Origin of the sequence: Pseudonocardia parietis, from assembly GCF_017876315.1 — a bacterium.
GTDB classification, from domain to species: domain Bacteria; phylum Actinomycetota; class Actinomycetes; order Mycobacteriales; family Pseudonocardiaceae; genus Pseudonocardia; species Pseudonocardia parietis.
Genome location: NZ_JAGINU010000001.1, coordinates 4,361,292 through 4,380,588, shown reverse-complemented (window position 1 = coordinate 4,380,588; position 19,297 = coordinate 4,361,292). Strand labels below are relative to the sequence as shown.

Genomic DNA, 19,297 nt, shown 5'->3' with positions numbered 1-19,297 from the left:
GTAGGCAGCCTACGGGAGTGCCTCGGGTGTCTCGGAAGTCGGGGCCCGGGAGGAGCCGGCGACGAGCCCGCTCCGCCACCTCCTGCACGGGTGCCACCGATCCACGGGATCCGGAGGGGATCACCATGCAGAAGTTTCTGATCGAGCGCAGTGTGCCCGGAATCCAGGCCGTGCCCGAGGCCGAGCGGCAGCAGATCTGGGCCAAGTCCAATGCCGTGCTGGCCGAGCTCGGCCCGGACGTGCAATGGGCCCACAGCTATGTCACCGACGACAAGATCTACTGCCTCTACTACGCAACCGCGCCGGAGCTGATCCGGGAGCACGCGCGCAGGGGCGGTTTCCCGTGTGACCGCATCATGGCGGTGGACGACATCGTCGACCCGACCCGAGCTGCGATGTGAGCTGCGGCGAGCTCGACATGAACAGGGATCGGGCTCGCCTCGGCCGGGAAACTGCCCCTCGCCCAGATGCGCCAGCAGGGCCGATACTGGACAGGCCAGTACTCCTCGCAGGGGACGGCCCCGGCTGCCCTCACCGAGCGGCTGGCAGGGCGGGCCGCGAGGGACGCGTCGGCGACACCTGTGCACCACGAGCACCCGGGCGACGTGAGGAAGGTGTGGGAGCAATGCAGGCCGCGGTGGGGGATCGGATCATCATCGAGTCGGCCACCCTGGGCCGCTCTGCTCGGTTCGGGGAGGTTCTCGCCGTCCTCGGCGAGCAGGAAGGTCCGCCCTACCGGATCCGCTGGGACGACGGCACCGAGTCGCTCTACTGCCCCGGCCCGGACGCCCGCGTCCGCACCATCAGCAGCGCCGTGGAAAGCGTATGAGCCACCGCCCGCGCCAGCCGGCCCAGGTACCGCACGGTGACGGCCGGGGAGGGAGGGCATCGTGACCGATTCGGGCGGGCACCCGACCACGTTGCTGGTCGGCCACGCCCGTGACACCTCCAGCGACCACGCGCTGGGTGTCGCGGTGGACCTCGGGTGCAGGCTCGGGGCGCGGTTGCATGTGGTGCACACCATCTGCCCGGATCCGTACCTCCTCGCCGACGGATATGCCTGGGACCGGGTCGCACCGAGCGACGCGCTCGTGGCGGAGGAGCGCCGACACGTCGAGAACCTGCTCGCCAAGACCTCGCTGCCGTGGTCCTACGAGGCGCGTCACGGCGACCCCGCGACCGAGCTGGCGCGCGCCGCCGCCGCACAGGACGCACTCATGATCATCGTCGGTACCCGCGGCGAGGGGCTACGACGTGCGTTGGCGCGGCTGGTGGACCCGTCGGTGTCGCACGCCGTCATCGGGCGCCAGCACCGTCCGGTGCTGGTGGTTCCCCTCCCTGATGCCCGCGGCCGGAGCTACTGAGCCGGCGGGACACCTACACCGCAGCCCGAGTCCGCCAGGGCGTGACCCGCGAGGGTCTGGCCGCCCGCGAGCGGGTCCGCGCTGCCCGGCTGGCCTCGCTGCGCGACGTGATCGCGTACTGGCCCGACGCCGACCGCAACACCTTCGCCGGATTGCTCGACCGGTTTCACACCGACTTGGACCCGTTCTTGTACTGAGCCTGTTTGCACAACGCTTCGCAGGTCTCTGCACCGCCCACGTTCTCAGCCCTGCTGATCGACTTCATCCGAAGGCGGAGGACCGTTCGGGTCCAACGGGCCGGGCGGGCTGCGCGAGCGCCGGCAGGGCGGGGTCGGGAAGGAGCTCGGCTGCTGATGCCGACCGGTCGCAGGTCGTTCATCGGTCGGGCAGCACCTCCCGCGCGAGCTCGGCCAAGGCACGACGATCGTCGGCGAGCGCTGTCATCCCGGCCTCGGTCGCCCGGTAGACGCGTCGTGTGCGACCGTCCACCACTTCCTGGGTCGACTCGAGCAAGCCGTCGCGTTCGAGCCGGTGCAGCGTCGGGTACAGCGTTCCCGGGCTGATGTCGTAGCCGTGGGAGGCCAGCTCCTTGCTCATCCACGCGCCGTGGATCTCCTGCTCGGCGGCGTGATGCAGGATGTGCAGCCGCACCGCGCCCCGCTGGAACTCCCGCACCTCGACCTCCCCTCGCGAACCCGATATCGGCATCCGATTATCACACCGCGGATCAGCGTCGCCTCCCGACACCTTATATCGCTTGCCGATATCGGGTAGCGATGCCAGGCTTGCCGGAGGATGACTCGCTCGGGAGGGGATCCGTGATGGACGTCGTGAACGTGCGCTACATCGTCGAGGACGTCGGGGCGTCGATCGAGTTCTACACCCGCCATCTCGGGTTCACCGTCGTCATGGACGCCGCCCCCGGTTTCGCCGCGCTGTCTCGCGGCGCGCTGCGGCTGCTGGTCAACGCCGCGCACGGCTCGGGCGGTGCGTCCCGGGTAATGCCCGACGGGCGCGTGCCCACACCGGGCGGGTGGAACCGCATCCAGCTGACCGTCACCGACCTCGACGGCGACGTCGCTCGGCTGCGTGGGGCGGGGGTGCGGTTCCGCAACGACATCGTCGTCGGCCGCGGTGGATCGCAGATCCTGCTCGAGGACCCTGCCGGAAACCTCGTCGAGTTGTTCCAGCCGGCCTGATCCAGCGCTCCAACTTACGGTTGTCGCGCCCATGTCCGTGCGCGACTGCAAGCCTCATGTAGAAACGCGGCGTTCGCCCCCGCTCTTCTGGATCCCGGTCATCGGTGGGCCCTGCTCCCGAGATGTGGTGAACTGGCCGGGACACGACATGCCGAACGTCTCGGGCGGGCTCGGCGTCGGGAGGTGAGCCGACGTGCCATCTGGGCGGTCATCCGGTTCACGCGATCCGGAGCCGGCGCGTACCGGCGGGCGCAGCACGCAGCGCTCGGTGCTGATCTGGCAGGTGCTCAGCGCGTTGTTCCTGGTGGCGATGGGCGGGATCCACCTCTACCTCGTGTTCAACGGCACCGGCGGTGTGCTCGGCGCGCTGTTCGTGCTGAACGCGGTCGGGGGCCTCGTGCTGGCGGTCGCCATGATCGTTGCTCGCCGGTGGTTCCTGCGAGCGGCAACCGTGCTGAGCCTGCTGTTCATGGCCGGTACGTTGCTGTCGCTGGTGCTCGCACTGACCGTCGGGCTCTTCGGTATCCGCTCGAGCCTGGACTACCAGCTGGCGCCGACCACGCTCGTCGTGGAGTCGATCGGCACGCTCGTTCTCCTCGTGACCACCGCCGTGGTGTTCCGGCTGCCTGCAGACCGAAGTCGCGCTCGAGATTGATCGTGCGGCACGGCCGGGCCCAGGACCACCGGTGACGACCACGTGTCGGTCGACGAACCCGGCGGCGACCGGACCCGGCCGTGTCGGTCAGGCCTGGACCGTGGGCAGCTCGGCCACGCCCGCGATCGGTTCGTTGTTCCCGCCCTCCAGCACGCGTACCGCCGAGACCCAGCCGTCACGGTGCGTGCTGGCGCTGATCTTCACCCACCAGAAGTTCACCGCGTTGCCCTCGGTGACCGACCCGCCGGCGCACTGGCCCAGCGCCGTGTAGGACCCCGCGGGCAACGGGGCCCCGATGATGTTGGCCGGCCCCAGGACCGACACCCCCCGACGCAGGTTGGTCCCGGCCGCGACCGGGACCGTGCGTGGTGGGGCAGCAGCCGGTGCGGCCTGCGGATCTGCACTCATCGTCGATGTCCTCTCCGAAACACCTGGCACCGACCCCCGACGGGCCGGCCCGCATCCGGGAGATGCACGGGTGACCTCGCGCCGACGGCCGGAACTGATACACCGCTCGCTCACCGGGCCCTGTCGGCGCTGACCAGTCGAACTACGGGCCGAGGCCACCGCGCAGTGCCCGGAGGGTCTCGGCGGCCTGGCGGCGTGAGACCGCGGCGTCCGCGACGACGACCGAGCGGTGGAACGTGCCGGGGAACAGGTGGAGCTCGACGCTGACGCCCGCCCGAAGCAGCTGCGCCGCGTACGCCAGTCCTTCGTCGCGCAGCGGGTCGTTCTCGTACACCGAGATGTAGGCCGGCGGCAGCTCGCTGAGGTCGGTGGCGCGGGCCGGTGCCGCGTACATGTCCGGGTCGGTACCGGAGAGGTAGTGCCGCCAGCTCAGCTCGGCGTCCGGGCGGCTCCACAACGGTGTGTCGGTGAAGGTGTGCATCGAGGGGGTGTCGAGCCGGTCGTCGACCTCCGGGGCGTCGAGCAGCTGGAAACAGATCGCAGGACCGCCCCGATCGCGCACGAGCAGGGTGAGCGCCGCGGCCAGGCCACCGCCGGCGCTCATGCCGTAGACGCCGACCCGGTCGCGGTCCACGTCCGTGCGGCCGGTGAGCCAGGCCAGCCCGGCCGCGCAGTCGTCGAGCGCGGCCGGATAGGGATGTTCCGGTGCCAGCCGGTAGTCCACCGCGACGACCATCGCCCCAAGCTCGGCGCACAGGTGCGCGATCTGGGGTGCGGTCATGTCGGCGGCGCCCATGACGAACCCGCCGCCGTGCAGCACCAGCAGCGCAGGGAGCGGGCGCGCCACGTCCGGTGGTGGCGAGGCCACGAGTACCCGGACCGCCGGCCCGCTCCCGGTCGCGGGCACCGTCTCGACGGTGAGGACCACGTCGTCGTGCTCGGGCCGGGGCGCCCGGTCGGCGAACGCACGCATCCGCGTCCGGGCTTCGGGCAGATCCGCTATGTGCAGATCCGGCAGGGTCGGGAGCACGGCGGCCAGTTCCGGATCCAGGTACACGTCCGTCCTCGTTCACGGCCGGCCGGCTGTTTCACAGGTCAGCGAGCGCGGGCCCGGTTGTTGAACTCCATCGCGACGTCGAGCCAGAAGCGGAGCTGGTCGTCGGTCGCGGTCAGCTCGCCGGCGACGTCGACCCAGCCCGGTCCCATCGACCGGCCCGCACCCATCTCGGCGGGGCGGGCGCCGTGCTCGGCCACGAGTCCGGGGGAGCGTTCGGGGTCGACGCGGACGAGCAGGTCGCCGCCCCGGCGGACGTTGACGATCATCTTGTCGTTCACCATGAACGACAGGCCGCCGAACATCGACACCTCGCGGATCGAGGGTTCTGCGGCAAGCATCGCGCGGATGCGTTCGGCGGTCGGCCCGTGCCCACTCGGCATGGTGATCCGCCCGCTCAGGACTCGGGCGGCGGGGCGAAGGACAGCCGGTCGAACACGAGCAGGTTCTTCACGATCGTCCCGTCCTCGACGGTGAAGCACTCGGCGGCGGGCGCGGTGGTCGTCGTCGCGGTGTGGGGGTGGTAGAAGAGCATCACGTGGTGGTCGTCGGCGAGCCTGGCCACCTCGGTCAGGCCGGTCAGTAATGGCGCGAAACCGGCCAGGAACGCGCGGTAGGCGTCCTTGCCGACGAGGTCCTCGCCGGGTGCGTGGCACACCGCGTTCTCGGCGACCAGGCTCATGGCGCGGTCGATGTCGCCGCTGGTCCATGCCCGGTGGTAGTCCAGGACGGTCTCGAGTGCGCTGGTGCGTGATGGCGCTGTCACTGTGGGGCTCCCGGGTGGGTTCGGTGGTCGCGGTCGTCGATCGGTCGCCACGTGTCCGGGCCGGCGTCGCCACCGGTCGCGGCCGTCTGCAGGCGGGGCAGGAAGTGGGTCCATCCGTCGGCGTGACCGTCGAGGTCGGTGTCGGGCAGCCCGGAGTGGACGAGGTCGACGCGGGTACCGCGGGCGGTCGCGGTGAGCCGGAACTCCACTGTCGACGCGCCCGGGGGAAGGTCCGGGCTGTCGGTGACACCCCAGGACACGACGACGCGGTGTGGCCGCTCGACCTGCAGGTAGCGGCCGCGGATGGGGTAACCGGCGATGTCGACCGTGAACCGGCCGCCCGGTTCCGGCGACAGCGTCGCGTGCCGGCCCATCCAGGCGGTCATCCCGTCCTCGGTCACCAGGTAGTCGAACACGCGCGACGGCGGCGCCGCGATCTCGATCGAGGTCGCGTACTCAGCCATCCTCGCCCCCGATGGCGCCGCCGGCCTCGACCGCGGCCTTGAGCGCGGCGAGCCGGTCGGGCCAGAACCCGTCGAGGTAGCTGCGCACCGCGCTCAGCCCGTCGGTGTTCACGGCGAACAGGTGACGGGTGCCCTCGCGGGTACCGCGGGCCAGGCCGGCCGCACGCAGTATCCGCAGGTGGTGCGAGGTGGCCTGCTGGGACAGCCCGACCGCTTCGGCGAGCTCCCCGACCGGTCGCGGGCCGCCGCGGACCGCGGCCAGGATCGCCCGCCGGTTCGGGTCGGCCAGGGCGCGCAGGGCCAGGTCCATGTCGGGCGCGGGGTCGGTACTCATGAGCTCCTCGGCGAGTGCGGTCGAGGCAATCTAGCACAAACACACGCTTGTACTTATAGAAATTTGTTGACTTGCGCAGGCCGAGGGGCACCCCGTTCCGGGCGATGACGACCCCGAGGCATCTCCGGGGCCGACCCCGAGGTGCCGCCACCGGAGACAGAGCATCGTGGAGCCATGAGAATCGCATTGTTGGTGTTGGCGGGGATCGGCGCGATCGTGGTGCTCACCGGGGTGGTGCTACCGGTGCTGGGCTGGCTGATCGGGTCGCTGGTCTGGGTGGCGGCAGGCGCGCTGCTGATCGGCGGTGGGATCTGGGCGTACCGGCGGGTGTCCGGCTCCCGGTCGCCGTCGCTCGGATCCGGGACGAACGGCCCGCAGCTGCCCTGACCGCCGGTGTCGACAGGATGGTGCGCAGTGCGTCAGCGCAGTGGACCTCGCGGGATGAGTCGCAGGTTCGACCGCGCGAGATCGACCATCTTGCCGACGCCGCCGGCCAGCACGGTGCGCATCCCGGCGAGTGCGAACCCGCGGACCTGCTCGGCGGTGATGCGCGGCGGGAGCGACAGCGTGTTGGGGTCGGTCCGCACGTCGACCAGCGACGGACCGCGGTGCGCCAGCGCGTCCCGCAGCGCGTCGCGCAGCTGCGTCGGGTCCTCGACGGTGGCGCTGTGCAGACCGGCGGCGCGGGCGATCGCCCCGAGATCCGCCGGTCCGTGGTCGGTCTGGAACGCGGGGAACCCGGCGACCATCATCTCCAGGCGGATCATGCCCAGCGTGCCGTTGTTGAAGGCGACGACCGTCAGGTCCAGGTCCTGCTCGACGGCGGTGAGCAGCTCACCGAGCAGCATCGTGAGGCCGCCGTCGCCGGACATCGACACGACCTGCCGACCGGGGTGCGACACCGCGGCGCCGATGGCGTGCGGCAGGGCGTTGGCCATCGTCCCGTGCCGGTAGGACCCGATGATGCGCCGCCGGCCGTTCGGGGTGATGTAGCGGGCGGCCCAGACGTTGCACATCCCGGTGTCGACGGTGACGATCGCGTCGTCGGCGAGCTCGTCGTCGAGCACCGACGCGACGAACTCCGGGTGGACGGGGCGATGGTCCTCCACCCGGGAGGTGTAGGCCTCGACGACGTTCTCGAGGGCCTCGGCGTGATGGCGCAGCATCTCGTCGAGGAAGGAGCGGTCGGGTTTGCGGTCGAGCAGCGGCAGCACGGCCCGCAGCGTCGCGCCGACGTCGCCCTCCACCCCGAGCTCGAGCGCCGTGCGCCGCCCCAGGTGCGCCGCGCGCCGGTCGACCTGCACGGTCCGGGACTGCGGCAGGAACGCGTCGTAGGGGAAGTCGGTACCCAGCAGTACCAGCAGCTCGGCCTCGTGCGAGGCCTCGTAACACGCCCCGTAGCCGAGCAGCCCGCTCATCCCGACGTCGTACGGGTTGTCGTACTGGATGTACTCCTTGCCGCCGAGCGAATGCCCCACCGGCGCCTTCACCTTCTCGGCGAGCGCCAGCACCTCCTCACGGGCGTCGCGGGCGCCGGCGCCGACGAACAGCGTCACCGTCCGCGCGGCGTTGATCCGGTCGGCCAGGGCTGCCACGCGGTCGTCGGACGGGTGCACCGTCCCCGTCGGCGGCACCAGGTCGCAGTTCCCCGTCGGGTGGGCCGCCCGCTCGGCGGTCATGTCACCGGGCAGCACCAGCACCGACACCCCGCCCTCGGCGAGTGCGGTCTGCAGGGCGATCCGCTGCAGGCGCGGCATCTGGTCCGGGCGGGACACCAGCTCCACCCACGACGAGCACTCCGCGAACAGCGCCGTCGGGTGGGTCTCCTGGAAGTAGTTCGTCCCGATCTGCCCGGTCGGGATGTGCGAGGCCAGGGCCAGCACCGGGGCGCCGGAGCGGTGGGCGTCGTAGAGGCCCTGGATCAGGTGGGTGTTGCCGGGCCCGCAGCTACCCGCGCACACCGCGATCGTGCCGGTCAGCTGGGCATCGGCGGCGGCCGCGAGAGCTGCGGACTCCTCGTTGTGGACGTGTATCCAGTCGACCCCGCCCTGCGCCGACCCACCGGATCGCCGGACGGCGTCGACGATCGGGTTGAGGCTGTCGCCCACCAACCCGTAGATCCGTTGCACGCCGGCCTGGACGAGGACCTCGACCAGCTGGTCACTGACGGAGACGGCCACGGCCCGGGACGCTACCGCCCCGCAGCCGGGTCGGCCCGTCCACGACGCGACGGGCCCGCGCTCATCGGCGGATGCGGTCGCCCCACCGGTACGGGTCGTCCTCCAGCGCGGCGCGGTCCCAGTGCGCGCGTTCGGCTGCCGCCTCGTAGGTGGTGTGCAGGAACTCGGTCAGCGCCCGGTCCGGGTCCGGGGCGGTGCGGACGGCTTCGTAGGGCAGCAGGAACTGCCCGAACTCGGTGCTGAAGTGCGCTGCCGCCGGCCCCACCGGGTAGTCGCGGAAGCCGTCGGGTTCGGGGTAGGCGTAGGAGTAGAAGGCGCCTTCCTCGCCGCCGCCCGGCCAGAACCCGCAGCTGGACAGCTCGCGGGAGTACCCCTCGACCATGACCCAGTCCCCGCAGTTCGGGGCTCCTCCGGGATGTGGGGGTGCGGGCCTGCCGGAGAAGCGCGTGCACGCCAGGTCCATCGCACCCCAGAAGAAGTGCACCGGGCTGACCTTGCCCACGAAGTGCGACCGGAACTCGCCGATCACCCGGTCGGCCTGGAGCAGCTGGCGCCAGAACAGTTCCGCCGCCTCGCTGTCGTAGGAGGCGTGCTCGTGGTCGTCGGCGAACGGGATCGCGGGGTCGACCTCGTTGGGACTCGGCCGGATCGGTGCCTCGATCCCGAGCCGGTCGAGCATGTCCAGGAGCTGGTGGTAGAACTCGGCGACCGGCATGGGGCGCAGCGCGAGGGTGCGGCTGTCGCCGTCGCTGCTGCGCACCGCGAGCTGGTGACCGACGAAGTCGAACTCGATCTCGAACGCACCCGACCGGTGGGGGATCGTGGACGTGGTCAGGCCGCGGGGGCTGACGTAGAGCGTGACCTGCCACCAGTGGTTGACCAGCGGGGCGTGCGCCATCCGGATCTTGCCCACGATCTGGGTCCACATGTGCAGGGTGTCGCGTGTGGCGGTCCAGTCCGAGACCCGCAGGCTCGGCCAGCCGGACGTGCCCGGCCTGTCCGTTTCCCGCACGTCACACCCGACCCATGACGACGACCGGTTCGACGCCCGTGCCCGCCGTGGAGCCGGAGACCGCCTCGGCTACACCGGCTCCCTCGTGCCCGGGTACGGCGGGCACGGGCGTCGGCATCTCCCGGGCCACCGCGGTGGTGATCTTCATGGGTCGCTCCCTCGTGCGGTGTATCCGGTCGCGCCGGCTCGCCGACCGGTGGGACGACGTACCGATGCTCGTCGCCGCCCGGCCGACCGTAGGGCGGCGTCCCGGCTCGTGCATGCCGCGGCAGTCGGCACGGGCTCACCGTCGTGATCACCCGGCTGCGGCAGCGAGCCCGTCCAGGTAGTGACCGAGAGCGAGTTCGAACGCTTCGTCCAGACCGTCGAGGCCGAACGCGTCAGTGGCGAGAGCGCCGAGTTCACGGAGCCGGGGAAAGCCGGCTCCACGGACCAGTTCGGACGCTTCGGCCTCGATCGTGGTCCACCATTGCTCGTTCCGCAGACGCGTCTCGTGTTCGGCACGGATCTCGTACAGAGCCGCCAGAGCGAGCCCGTGAACCAACGCGGGCAGAGCCAGCGCGGTACGCATCCGTGTCGGTGGGTCGAGGTCGAGTTCGGCCAGCGCCTCGAGGGTCCACTCACTGTGCAGCATCGCCTCCGGCGCGAGCGGTGGACGGGTCACCAGCGTCAGCTCCGCCAACCAGGGATGAGCGCGGTACAAGCGCCATTGCAGCCGATATACCACTTCGAGGCGCTGTCGCCAGCCCGTAGGCATCGAACGAGGCAGAGGATTGCTTCCGAAGATGGCGCGCACCATCAGGATCTCCAACTCGTCGCGCCCGGCGATGTGCCGATACAGCGACATCGGCGCCACCTTCAACACACCGGCCAGCCGGCGCATCGACAGTGCCTCCAACCCCTCGCGGTCGGCGATACGGACGGCGACGGCGAGGACACGGCTCCGGGTCAACGGCGCGGCACCCGACCCGCGGACGCCGCGCACCACCGTCCCCGAACCCGTCCGTGTGGTCACCAGGCCCTCGTCCCGAAGCGTCGCCAGCGCGCGGCTCGCCGTCGCCATGGCGACGCCCCAGTCCCGAACGAGCTGCCGGGTGGAGGGGACTCGATCACCGGGTTCGAGCTCACCGCGTGCGATCCGCTCCCGCAGGGCAGCGGCGATCCGCTGCGATGGCAGATCGTCTGCATCGGACACGGACGTAGAGTACTAGTGCACTTGAGGCGTCGCCACAGGTGCGTCCTGCCCGTGGAGGCTCTCGAAGTCCCATATACCAGCAAGTGCACCAGGTCAGCTCTCGCGTGCCTAGAGCGCCGATACTTTGTACGCATGACGCAATGCGAGATCCATGCCTACGTCGGTGCCACAGTGATCGACGCGACCGGCGCCCCACCTCGGCCGGACCAGACCGTGGTCGTCATCCGCCGGATGATCACGACGGTGGGGCCTGCCTCGCAGGTTCCGATCCCGCCCGGTGCCCTGGTGCACGACGTCAGCGGGAAGTACCTCATTCCGGGGCTCACCGACATGCACGTGCACAGTGAGGCGGAAACCGATGACCCCCGGCATTTCGCCGGCTTGTACGTCGCCAACGGCGTGACGGCGGTCCGCGAGATGTGGGGCCGGCCCGTGCTGCACACGATCCGCGAGAAGATCGAGTCCGGTGAGCTGCTCGGCCCGCGGATGACCATCGCCAGCCCCCTGTTCGACGGCGAGCCCGGACTGTGGTCCGACGTCCCCGATACCCCGATCGTGACGGTCACATCACCCGGGCAAGCGCGGCGAGCCGTGGCCGAGGCGATCGACAACGGAGCCGACTTCATCAAGGTGTACTCGCGGCTCGCCCCGGACGCCTATCGTGCCGTGATCGCAGAGGCACACCGGCGCGACATCGCCGTCGCCGGCCATCGATCGGACAATGTGCCGTTCCTCGACCAGATCGAATCGGGTCAGCGGTCGTTCGAGCACCTGTTCGGTGGGCTCCTGCCTGCCACATCGTCGGACGTCGACAGGCTCGAGGCGGCGATGGCCGCGATACGGACGTCCCCGGAGTTCCACCTCGGCAGTTGGTTGAAGCAGATCACCGAGGTCGAGTGGGATGCGGTCGCTTCGTACGACCCCACCGCGGCGAGTTCGGTGTTCGAACGTCTCGTCGCCGCCGATGTCGCCTACACGCCCACCCTCGCGGTGCACGTGGCGATCGACCGACCTGAGTCGATCCGACTCGATGACCAGCGAATGGAGTATCTGGTCCCCGGTACCCCGGAGTCCTGGGGCTTCCTCAGGGAGCAGATCTACTGTGGCGGCGGCCGGTCGATCGAGGAATCCGCGCACCATCGCGATCTGCTCGACCGGCGACGCGCGACCGTCGCCGCCATGGACGAGGCGGGCGTACGGCTGCTGGCCGGTACGGACTCGGTGGGTCCCGGGCTGTTCCCCGGGTTCAGCTTGCACGTCGAGCTCGAGCAGTTCGTTGCCGCCGGCCTGACCCCGATGCGGGCTCTCCAGTGCGCCACTCTGGAGCCGGCGAGGTTCCTCGGCCGTGATGACTGGGCCGGCACGGTGCAGGCGGATCGCGTGGCCGACCTCGTGATCCTGGACGCCGATCCACTCGTCGATATCCGGAACACCCAGCTGATCCATTCCGTCGTGGTGGACGGGTATCACGTCGGACCCGACGATCGTGCGCATCTGCTGGCCACCGCGCAGCGAATCGCGGGCGGCGACCGATGACGGGCGTGGCAACTCACGCAGGTGCCAACGCTCGTGACTGGCTCGGCGTGGCGGTGCTGGTGCTCCCGGCGCTGCTGGCCTCGATGGATCTGTCCGTCCTGTTCATGGCATCGCCGTGGATCAGTGCCGACCTGAACCCCACGGCGAGCCAGTTCTTATGGATCATGGACATCTACGGGTTCATGATGGCCGGGCTGCTCATCACCATGGGAAGCGTCGGCGACCGGATCGGGCGGCGCAGGCTCCTGCTGATCGGCGCCGTGGCCTTCGGTGCCGCGTCGTTGCTGGCAGCGTTCGCCCAGAGCGCCGAGATGCTGATCGCCGCGCGCGCCCTCCTGGGCTTCGGCGGCGCGACACTCGCGCCGTCGACGCTGTCGTTGATCCGCGGCATGTTCCTCGACGAGAACCAGCGCCGTACCGCGGTCGGGATCTGGACCGGTGCGTTCATCGGCGGCGTCGCGGTCGGCCCGATCGTCGGTGGGCTCCTGCTGGAGCACTTCTGGTGGGGTTCGGTGTTCCTCATCAACGTGCCGGTCATGATCGCGCTGCTGCTCGCCGCCCCGATCATCATCGGTGAATCCCGCGACCCCGATCCCGGCCGCTTCGACCTGTTCGGCGCCGCTCTCTCGCTCGCGGCTGTCCTGCCGGTCGTCCACGGCATCAAGAAGATCGCCGAGGACGGCGCACAGTGGACGTCCATCGCCGCCGTCGCCGGGGGAGCCGGTTTCGCCGCGCTCTTCGTCGTTCGCCAGCGGAGAAGCACCAGCCCGATGATCGACGTGCGGCTGTTCGCCCGTCCCGCGTTCAGCAGTTCGATCCTGGCCAACGGCGTCATCGTCTTCGCCGCCGCGGGCATGGGGCTGCTCGCGGCGACCTTCATCCAGACCGTCCTCGGATACGCACCGTTCGCTGCGGCGCTGTGGATGCTCCCGACCGTCGCCGGCAGTTTCACCGGCGTCGCTCTCGCCTCGCTGCTGGCACGGACCATCCGCCCGGCAGTGCTCGTCTCCCTCGGGCTCCTGATCTCCGCGGGCGGGTTCGCCACCTTCACCCTCGTCACCGCGGACTCCCACATCGTCCTGCTGATCACCGCCTACACCGCGCTGACCCTCGGCGTCGGAATGACCGCCACGCTGGTCACCTCGCTCGTCCTGACCACGGCCCCGCCGGAGAAAGCCGGCGCCGCGTCAGCCCTGGCAGAGACGAGCAGCGAGTTCGGCGGCGCGCTGGGCATCGCCGTCCTCGGCACCCTCGCCGCAGCGATATACCGCGACACGATGAACGCCGACATCACCCTGGGCGCAACGGTGGGCGAGGCCGCCACCGACACGATCGGCGGCACCGTCGCCGCCGCCCAGGACCTGCCGGACGAGGTCGCCGGCCCGCTGCTGCGGCAAGCGTTCGAGGCCTACACGAACGGTTTCACCAGCGCCGCGACCGTGGGCGCCGTCGTCCTCACGATATCGGGTATCGCCGCCGGAATACTGCTTCGCGAAGTGCCAGCCCCGCCGCCCGCCGGACTTCAGAAGTAGGCGTGTCCCACCCCTCCGGGATGTCCACCCTTCTGCGCGGCTCAAACCCCCGCCGGGAACTCCTCGGTGCCCACTACCTTCAGCAGATCGAGCCGCTCCCGAGTCTCGTCGTCCGCCGGGGTGAGGACCAGCAGCTGTTGTCCCAGATCAGGGGTCACGAGGGTCTCGCAGTCCATCAGTAACGCACCCACCCGCGGATGCAGCAGGGTCTTGCGGTCGGCGCGGCGGACAGCCACCTCGTGCTCGGCCCACAGCGTTCGGAACTCCGGGCTCGCGGCCGTCAACCGGTCGACGAGCCCGTTGACCGTCGGATCCCCGGCCCGGCGGCCCGCCACGGCGCGCAGGTCCGCGACGAGGTGCCGGGCGTGCCGCTCCTGTTCCTCCCGCGGGTGGCCCGCCCGCACCTCGGGTCGGGTGAACCAGCGGTAGGCGAGGTAGCGATGGTCGCCGACGAAGCTTGTCTGGTCGCCCGCCAACAGCAGCGAGATCCGGTTCTGGGCGAGGACCTCGCCGAGGTCCGAGATCACCATGGCCGACGTCTCGTGGAGGAGATCGAGCATGCGGATGAGACCGGCGCGCGCCAGCTGGGCCACCCCCTCGGCAGGTGGCGGGCGGTGTCCGGCGAGGTGGAAGAGGTGGTCGCACTCGTCGTCGGTCAAACGCAGAGTCCGAGCCAACGCGCCGAGCAGCTGGATCGACGGCCGGCTGCTGCGTCCCTGTTCGAGGCGGACGACGTAGTCGGGCGACATCCCGGCGAGCATCGCGACCTCCTCCCGGCGCAGACCGGTGGTGCGGCGCCGCGGTCCCGCCGCGATACCGACATCGCCGGGCCGGATCGACTCGCGACGGCGGCGCAGGAAGTCGGCGAGTTGTTCACGCTGCACAGGCCCCATGGTCCTCGCCGCCGGATCGCCCAGCCAGGGAGCGGCTCTCCCACGATCAACACTCTGTTTCTGCCGTTCCGATCCGGGCGCAGAGTGCGGTCATGCAGACACACACCCTCGGCAGCACCGGCCCTACCGTCTCCGCTCTCGGCCTCGGTGCGATGAGCATGTCGGGCGCCTACGGCCACGCCGACCGCGAGGAGAGCATCGCGACCGTGCACGCCGCGCTCGACGCCGGCGTCACGCTCATCGACACCGGCGACTTCTACGCCATGGGACACAACGAGCTCCTGCTGGCCGAGGCCCTCCGCGGCCGGAACCGGGACGGCTACCTGCTGTCCGTGAAGTTCGGCGGGCTCGGCGGCCCGGGCATCCCGCCGCTGCAGCTGGACAGCCGCCCCGCCGCGGTGAAGAACTTCCTCGCCTACTCGCTGACCCGCCTCGGCGTGGACCACATCGACATCTACCGCCCGGCCCGCCTCGATCCCGCCGTGCCGATCGAGGACACGGTGGGTGCCATCAAGGAGATGATCGACGCCGGATACGTCCGGCACGTCGGTCTGTCGGAGGTCGACGCAGCCACCATCCGTCGCGCCCACGCCGTGCATCCCGTCGCCGACCTGCAGATCGAGTACTCCCTGATCTCCCGCGCCGTCGAGACGGACGTCCTTCCCACCCTGCGCGAGCTGGGCATCGGCCTCACCGCCTACGGCGTCCTGTCCCGAGGCCTCATCTCGGGCAACTACGTCCCCGGCAAGCCCGGCGACTTCCGCGCCCACAGCCCCCGCTTCGCCGCAGAGAACCTGGAGCACAACCTCGCCCTGGCCGAGGCGCTGCGGAAGGTGGCCGAACCCAAGGGCTGTACGGTCGCCCAGCTGGCGATCGCCTGGGTCGCGGCGCAAGGCGACGACATCGTGCCGCTGGTCGGCGCCCGGACCCGGGAGCGACTGACCGAGGCACTGCCCGCCCTCGACATCACGCTCACCCCCGAGGACCTCACCGCGATCGAGGAGGCCGTCCCCGCGGGCTCGGCCCTCGGCGACCGCTACCCGGCGGCATTCATGAGCTCGCTCGGCGTGGGGAACTGAGGTTGTGTCGTACTTACCCGTGCAGGGTGGGCCGGTAGATGAGCTCCTGGATGTGGCCGTCGAGCGTCCGGTGCTCGAGCAGCTCGAGGTCGAAGTCGGCCGCACCCTGGAAGATCGGCTCCAATCCGGTGCGACCGGTGATGGCCGGGAAGATCGTCACCTGGACGCGGTCGACCAGACCGGCGGCCATCAGCGCCCGGTTCATCGACAGGCTGCCGTGCGAGCGCAACGGCACCTCGGACTCCTGCTTGAGCCGGGCGACGACGTCGACCGCGTCGCCCTTGCCGACGGTCGCGTCGGGCCAGTCGAGGGGGCCGTCCAGGGTCGTCGACACCACCGTCGCCGGCAGGTTCCGCATCCGCGTGACCCAGGGATCCCGCACCTCGGACTCCTCGGTGCTCGAGGCCAGCATCTGCGCGAACAACCGATACGTGTCGGCCCCGAAGACCATCCGCTGTTCCTCGTCGTACAGCGACAGGCGGTGGTCGAGCAGCTCGGGGCCCTGCTTGCCCCAGTAGCCGGTCCAGTTGCCGCCGGCGGCCGCGAAGCCGTCGAGGCTGGAGAAGACGTCGAAGGTGTAGGTGGCGGTCATGATGCTCTCCCGAGGTCGTCATTCGGTTCGCGAGGTGACGCGGTAACGCAGGTGCGTGACCTGCTGCGCAAGGTCCGGGACCTCCGGTGAAGTCAATCGCCGGACCAGGTCGAGCTCAATGTGTTCGGCGGGCAGCGCCTCGAACAGCCGCCTGCCCTGCCCGAGCAGGACCGGAACCAGGTGCAGTTCGAGCTCGTCGAGCTGCCCGGCCCGCAGCAACGCCTGCGCCGCCCCGGCGCCGTGCACCATGACGTCGCCGTCACCGGCCGCCGCGCGAGCCTGCGCGGCGCAGTCGCGGACGTCGGTGACGTAGCGGACCGTGCCCGGTGGCGGGTCGTCCGGAACGTCGTGGGTCAGCACGAACACCGGGACGCCGTCGTGGTGGTCGCCCTGCCAACGGCCGGCGTGCTCGTAGCTGCGGCGCCCCGCGATCACGGCACGGGTGGCCACCGACTCGGCGTACACCTGGCCGTCGGGTCCGGGATCGTTGCGCCGGTCGAGCCAGTTGAACAGGCGGAATCCGCCGACGCCCATCGGCGCGTCCGTACTGTCGCCCGGGCCGGCGACGAAGCCGTCCAGGGACACGGTCATGTACAGCCGGATCGCCATCGTCAGCCCCCCGACCGCACGCGGTAGCGCAGGTGTTGCACGCCCGGGCCGTCCTGTGCCCGGAGCAGCTCGAGCTCGTGGCGGTCGGGCGGCATGTCCTCGAACAGCCGACGGCCCTGCCCGAGCAGCACCGGGATCAGATGGATCAGTAGTTCGTCGAGCACACCGGCGGCCAGCGCCAGCCGGGCGGTGAGCGCGCCGTGGACCAGCACGTCCTTGTTCCCGGCGGCGTCCTTGGCCGTGGCCACCGCGGTGACCACGTCGCTCAGGTAGGTCACCGTGGGCCATCGCATCGCGGCGTCGGGCTCCCGGCGGCTCAGCACGACGATCGGCACGCCGTCGTGGTGGTCGCCACCCCAGCCGCCTGCGGCCTCGAAGGTCCGGCGGCCGACGACCACCGCCCCGGTGGCCAGCATCTCGTCCATGATCTCGCGGTTCACTCCGGTGAGCCGGCCGGCGGCACCCTTGTGCGTGGTGTCGGTGGGTCTCATGAACCACTCGTGCAGGCGGTGCCCGCCGTCCCCGAGCCCGTTGCCCGGTCCGTCGTCCGGTCCCGCGATGAACCCGTCGACGGACATCGACATGGACAGCACGGCGGTGCTCACGGCGGGAGGAGATTCGTTGCGGTGGTGGTCATGGGTGTGTGGTCTCCCGTCGCGGTGGGTGGTTCGAGCGAGTGATCCACCGCTTCAGCACGGGCACCAGCAGCGCCGACGCGATCAGAGTCAGGCTCACCAGTGAGGCGTAGCGGTCGATCAGCAGTACGACGTCCACGGCCCGTTGGCCGAGTCCGTAGCCGAGGCCGGCGACCAGCGCGGTCAGCAGCGCCGCACCGAGGAGATCCAGGAGCAGGAACGTGGCGAGCCGCATCCGGGCCCAGCCGGCCGCGGCGTACACCACCGGGGCCGGGACGCCGGGCAGCACGGCCGCGACGACGGCGAGGCGCATGACCCACGGGTTCCACCGCGTGGCTCGGGCGGCGTACTGCTGGGCGCGGTCGCCTGCGGTGAACATCCTGATGATGCCCGCGCCCCACTGCCGTCCGGCCCACCAGGTCAGCCAGTCGAACTTCACCATCCCGAGCGCCCCGGCCACGACGACCAGCCACAGCGGCGCTTCGCCGATCCGGGCGAACGCGGCTCCGGCCCCGATCGCCACCAGGTCACCGGTGGCGAACCCGAGCAGCACCGGGTGTTCGGCGAGCAGGAACGGCGTGAGCGGCCGGAGTGCCAGTCCGAGCCCGACGACCGCGAGGATCGCGCCGATCAGGGCCAGGTCGACGCGGGTGGCGGGCCCCTGCCACGGCACCCATCGCCGAAACCGCGCTGAGGATTGCCGGTGTCGGCCGGACGTCGACGGCTTCTCGGATCGCACCGGCGCGAAGGCAGGCCCGGCCGCTGGGCTCGGGTCGGTTCCGGGTGGGCCGCCGGTGGTCATCGGGTCCCGTCCCGGGGTCGGTCGCCGGCGCCGGTGGGCGCGGACGCGGTGGCGGGTGTCAGGACGGCGGCCACGACGCCCGCCGCGGCGGCCGCGGCGCCGGCGAAGCCGCTGGTGAACCCGGTGAGCGTGGTGTGGTGATCGCGGCCGCCGGGACCGGAGCCGGGTGCAGCCACACGGCCGGAACGGCCCAGGATGCGCCACCGCCACGGATGAGCCGTCCCGCCGCTGCCCGCAGGCGTGTCGTGGACCCCGGCCTCGGACATCGAAGGACCTCCCGCACCAGCTCGTACGTCGACGTACGACTTGTTCGGGCGAAGGTACTATCGTGTACCTGCGTGTACAAGTTGTTTAGGATGGCGATCATGGCCACGGCTGACGCCCGTCCGCGCCGGCGTGCGGACGCCGAACGCAGCATCGCCCGGATCGTCTCCGCCGCGCGGCAGTGCCTCGGCGCCGACCCGGATGCGCGGATCGACGACATCGCCCGGGCCGCCGGGGTCGGGCGGATGACCCTCTACGGCCACTTCCCCAGCCGGGCCGAGCTGGTCGAGGCCGCCCTGGTCGACGCGCTGCGCGCCGGGGAGCAGACGCTGGCGGCGGTCGATCTGACCGGGGACGCCCGTGATGCGGTGACCCGGCTGCTCGAGTCCAGCTGGTCGCTGGTCGCGGAGTCGAGCGCGCTGCTCAGCGCCGCCCAGAACGCTCTGCCCCCGGCCCGGATCCTGGAGCTGCACCCCGGCCCGGTGCAACGGTTCGAGGAGCTGCTGCGCCGCGGCCAGGACCAGGGCGTGTTCCGCACCGACCTGCCGATGACCTGGCTGGTCGGCGTCGTGCACCACGTCCTGAACGGTGCGGCGGAGGAGGTTCACGCCGGCCGGGTGGAGCCCGCCGACGCCGGCCGCATGATCGTCGCGACCGTGCGACCGATGCTCGCCTTCGCCTCGAGTCCGACCGGAGGCGTCTGACGGCTCGCTGGTGACGTGGC

At 70.9% G+C, this 19,297-nt stretch carries 28 protein-coding genes; 11 read left to right on the top strand and 17 right to left on the bottom strand.

From position 1 onward, the window contains the following. Positions 1-125: 125 nt before the first annotated feature. From JOF36_RS20735 to JOF36_RS20720, 4 genes are all read left to right on the top strand, one after another. The gene (locus tag JOF36_RS20735) at positions 126-401 is read left to right on the top strand and encodes a DUF4242 domain-containing protein (RefSeq protein ID WP_210029701.1); all 276 of its coding nucleotides are present in this window, start codon (positions 126-128) and stop codon (positions 399-401) included. Positions 402-625: 224 nt separating this feature from the next. Then, positions 626-829, top strand: coding sequence for a DUF1918 domain-containing protein (locus tag JOF36_RS20730; RefSeq protein WP_210029698.1), 204 nt, complete (start codon positions 626-628; stop codon positions 827-829). A gap of 61 nt (positions 830-890) precedes the next feature. Next, positions 891-1,364, top strand: a complete 474-nt coding sequence (locus JOF36_RS20725; protein WP_210029696.1) for a universal stress protein — start codon at positions 891-893, stop codon at positions 1,362-1,364. 41 nt (positions 1,365-1,405) lie between these two features. Next, complete coding sequence (locus JOF36_RS20720) at positions 1,406-1,561, top strand: hypothetical protein (RefSeq protein ID WP_210029694.1); 156 nt, start codon at positions 1,406-1,408, stop codon at positions 1,559-1,561. Positions 1,562-1,739: 178 nt separating this feature from the next. On the opposite strand, the gene JOF36_RS20715 is transcribed toward JOF36_RS20720, so the two are convergent. Further along, positions 1,740-2,039 (bottom strand): Rv3488 family transcriptional regulator, encoded by a 300-nt coding sequence (locus JOF36_RS20715; RefSeq protein WP_210029692.1) that lies wholly within the window; start codon positions 2,037-2,039, stop codon positions 1,740-1,742. Between the two features lie 146 nt (positions 2,040-2,185). Between JOF36_RS20715 and JOF36_RS20710 the strand changes: the two genes are divergently transcribed. Together JOF36_RS20710 and JOF36_RS20705 are read left to right on the top strand one after the other, a co-directional pair. Beyond that, a complete protein-coding gene (locus tag JOF36_RS20710) occupies positions 2,186-2,563 on the top strand; it encodes a VOC family protein (protein WP_210029691.1) in 378 nt (125 codons plus the stop codon). 268 nt (positions 2,564-2,831) lie between these two features. After that, positions 2,832-3,218 carry a hypothetical protein gene (locus tag JOF36_RS20705; RefSeq protein ID WP_210029689.1) on the top strand — a complete coding sequence of 129 codons (387 nt, stop codon included), beginning with the start codon at positions 2,832-2,834 and terminating at the stop codon, positions 3,216-3,218. 87 nt (positions 3,219-3,305) lie between these two features. On the opposite strand, the gene JOF36_RS20700 is transcribed toward JOF36_RS20705, so the two are convergent. The 6 genes from JOF36_RS20700 to JOF36_RS20675 form a co-directional block, all read right to left on the bottom strand. Continuing rightward, complete coding sequence (locus JOF36_RS20700; RefSeq protein ID WP_210029687.1) at positions 3,306-3,626, bottom strand: hypothetical protein; 321 nt, start codon at positions 3,624-3,626, stop codon at positions 3,306-3,308. Positions 3,627-3,768: 142 nt separating this feature from the next. Continuing rightward, the gene (locus tag JOF36_RS20695) at positions 3,769-4,683 is read right to left on the bottom strand and encodes an alpha/beta hydrolase (RefSeq protein WP_210029685.1); all 915 of its coding nucleotides are present in this window, start codon (positions 4,681-4,683) and stop codon (positions 3,769-3,771) included. A 38-nt stretch (positions 4,684-4,721) separates the two neighbouring features. Then, on the bottom strand, positions 4,722-5,063 hold the full coding sequence (locus JOF36_RS20690) for a TfoX/Sxy family protein (protein WP_210029683.1): 342 nt from the start codon (positions 5,061-5,063) through the stop codon (positions 4,722-4,724). A gap of 14 nt (positions 5,064-5,077) precedes the next feature. Next, the gene (locus JOF36_RS40280) at positions 5,078-5,446 is read right to left on the bottom strand and encodes a nuclear transport factor 2 family protein (RefSeq protein ID WP_210029675.1); all 369 of its coding nucleotides are present in this window, start codon (positions 5,444-5,446) and stop codon (positions 5,078-5,080) included. Beyond that, positions 5,443-5,910 carry an SRPBCC family protein gene (locus JOF36_RS20680; protein WP_210029674.1) on the bottom strand — a complete coding sequence of 156 codons (468 nt, stop codon included), beginning with the start codon at positions 5,908-5,910 and terminating at the stop codon, positions 5,443-5,445. Before JOF36_RS20680 ends, JOF36_RS40280 begins: the two co-directional genes overlap by 4 nt. Further along, positions 5,903-6,244 (bottom strand): ArsR/SmtB family transcription factor, encoded by a 342-nt coding sequence (locus tag JOF36_RS20675; protein WP_245350921.1) that lies wholly within the window; start codon positions 6,242-6,244, stop codon positions 5,903-5,905. The genes JOF36_RS20680 and JOF36_RS20675 overlap by 8 nt, the downstream gene beginning before the upstream one ends. Before the next feature lie 174 nt (positions 6,245-6,418). On the opposite strand from JOF36_RS20675, the gene JOF36_RS20670 reads away from it, so the two are divergent. Further along, a complete protein-coding gene (locus JOF36_RS20670) occupies positions 6,419-6,631 on the top strand; it encodes a hypothetical protein (RefSeq protein WP_210029671.1) in 213 nt (70 codons plus the stop codon). A 32-nt stretch (positions 6,632-6,663) separates the two neighbouring features. Here the strand turns inward: JOF36_RS20670 and JOF36_RS20665 are convergent, their stop codons facing one another. From JOF36_RS20665 to JOF36_RS20650, 4 genes are all read right to left on the bottom strand, one after another. After that, on the bottom strand, positions 6,664-8,424 hold the full coding sequence (locus JOF36_RS20665) for a pyruvate dehydrogenase (RefSeq protein ID WP_210029663.1): 1,761 nt from the start codon (positions 8,422-8,424) through the stop codon (positions 6,664-6,666). 61 nt (positions 8,425-8,485) lie between these two features. Then, positions 8,486-9,436 (bottom strand): DUF5996 family protein, encoded by a 951-nt coding sequence (locus JOF36_RS20660; RefSeq protein ID WP_210029662.1) that lies wholly within the window; start codon positions 9,434-9,436, stop codon positions 8,486-8,488. 1 nt (position 9,437) lies between these two features. Beyond that, positions 9,438-9,584 (bottom strand): hypothetical protein, encoded by a 147-nt coding sequence (locus tag JOF36_RS20655; RefSeq protein ID WP_210029660.1) that lies wholly within the window; start codon positions 9,582-9,584, stop codon positions 9,438-9,440. A 147-nt stretch (positions 9,585-9,731) separates the two neighbouring features. Continuing rightward, positions 9,732-10,631, bottom strand: a complete 900-nt coding sequence (locus JOF36_RS20650) for a GntR family transcriptional regulator (protein ID WP_210029658.1) — start codon at positions 10,629-10,631, stop codon at positions 9,732-9,734. A gap of 285 nt (positions 10,632-10,916) precedes the next feature. Here JOF36_RS20650 and JOF36_RS20645 point away from each other — a divergent pair, with 285 nt between their 5' ends. Together JOF36_RS20645 and JOF36_RS20640 are read left to right on the top strand one after the other, a co-directional pair. Continuing rightward, a complete protein-coding gene (locus JOF36_RS20645) occupies positions 10,917-12,167 on the top strand; it encodes an amidohydrolase family protein (protein ID WP_210029651.1) in 1,251 nt (416 codons plus the stop codon). A gap of 5 nt (positions 12,168-12,172) precedes the next feature. Continuing rightward, positions 12,173-13,699 carry an MFS transporter gene (locus tag JOF36_RS20640; RefSeq protein WP_307862492.1) on the top strand — a complete coding sequence of 509 codons (1,527 nt, stop codon included), beginning with the start codon at positions 12,173-12,175 and terminating at the stop codon, positions 13,697-13,699. Positions 13,700-13,740: 41 nt separating this feature from the next. On the opposite strand, the gene JOF36_RS20635 is transcribed toward JOF36_RS20640, so the two are convergent. After that, on the bottom strand, positions 13,741-14,583 hold the full coding sequence (locus JOF36_RS20635; protein ID WP_210029636.1) for a helix-turn-helix transcriptional regulator: 843 nt from the start codon (positions 14,581-14,583) through the stop codon (positions 13,741-13,743). 101 nt (positions 14,584-14,684) lie between these two features. Here JOF36_RS20635 and JOF36_RS20630 point away from each other — a divergent pair, with 101 nt between their 5' ends. Further along, a complete protein-coding gene (locus JOF36_RS20630; RefSeq protein WP_210029635.1) occupies positions 14,685-15,671 on the top strand; it encodes an aldo/keto reductase in 987 nt (328 codons plus the stop codon). Positions 15,672-15,684: 13 nt separating this feature from the next. Here the strand turns inward: JOF36_RS20630 and JOF36_RS20625 are convergent, their stop codons facing one another. The 5 genes from JOF36_RS20625 to JOF36_RS20605 form a co-directional block, all read right to left on the bottom strand. Beyond that, positions 15,685-16,263, bottom strand: coding sequence for a dihydrofolate reductase family protein (locus JOF36_RS20625; protein WP_210029633.1), 579 nt, complete (start codon positions 16,261-16,263; stop codon positions 15,685-15,687). An 18-nt stretch (positions 16,264-16,281) separates the two neighbouring features. Next, positions 16,282-16,872, bottom strand: a complete 591-nt coding sequence (locus JOF36_RS20620) for a dihydrofolate reductase family protein (RefSeq protein ID WP_210029631.1) — start codon at positions 16,870-16,872, stop codon at positions 16,282-16,284. Between the two features lie 2 nt (positions 16,873-16,874). Continuing rightward, entirely contained in the window at positions 16,875-17,477 is a 603-nt protein-coding gene (locus JOF36_RS20615) for a dihydrofolate reductase family protein (RefSeq protein ID WP_307862491.1), read from the bottom strand. Between the two features lie 28 nt (positions 17,478-17,505). Next, positions 17,506-18,180, bottom strand: a complete 675-nt coding sequence (locus tag JOF36_RS20610; protein ID WP_210029630.1) for a DedA family protein — start codon at positions 18,178-18,180, stop codon at positions 17,506-17,508. A 125-nt stretch (positions 18,181-18,305) separates the two neighbouring features. Continuing rightward, on the bottom strand, positions 18,306-18,575 hold the full coding sequence (locus JOF36_RS20605) for a hypothetical protein (RefSeq protein ID WP_210029625.1): 270 nt from the start codon (positions 18,573-18,575) through the stop codon (positions 18,306-18,308). Positions 18,576-18,674: 99 nt separating this feature from the next. Here JOF36_RS20605 and JOF36_RS20600 point away from each other — a divergent pair, with 99 nt between their 5' ends. Next, positions 18,675-19,277, top strand: coding sequence for a TetR/AcrR family transcriptional regulator (locus JOF36_RS20600; protein WP_210029623.1), 603 nt, complete (start codon positions 18,675-18,677; stop codon positions 19,275-19,277). The last annotated feature ends 20 nt before the right edge of the window (positions 19,278-19,297 follow it).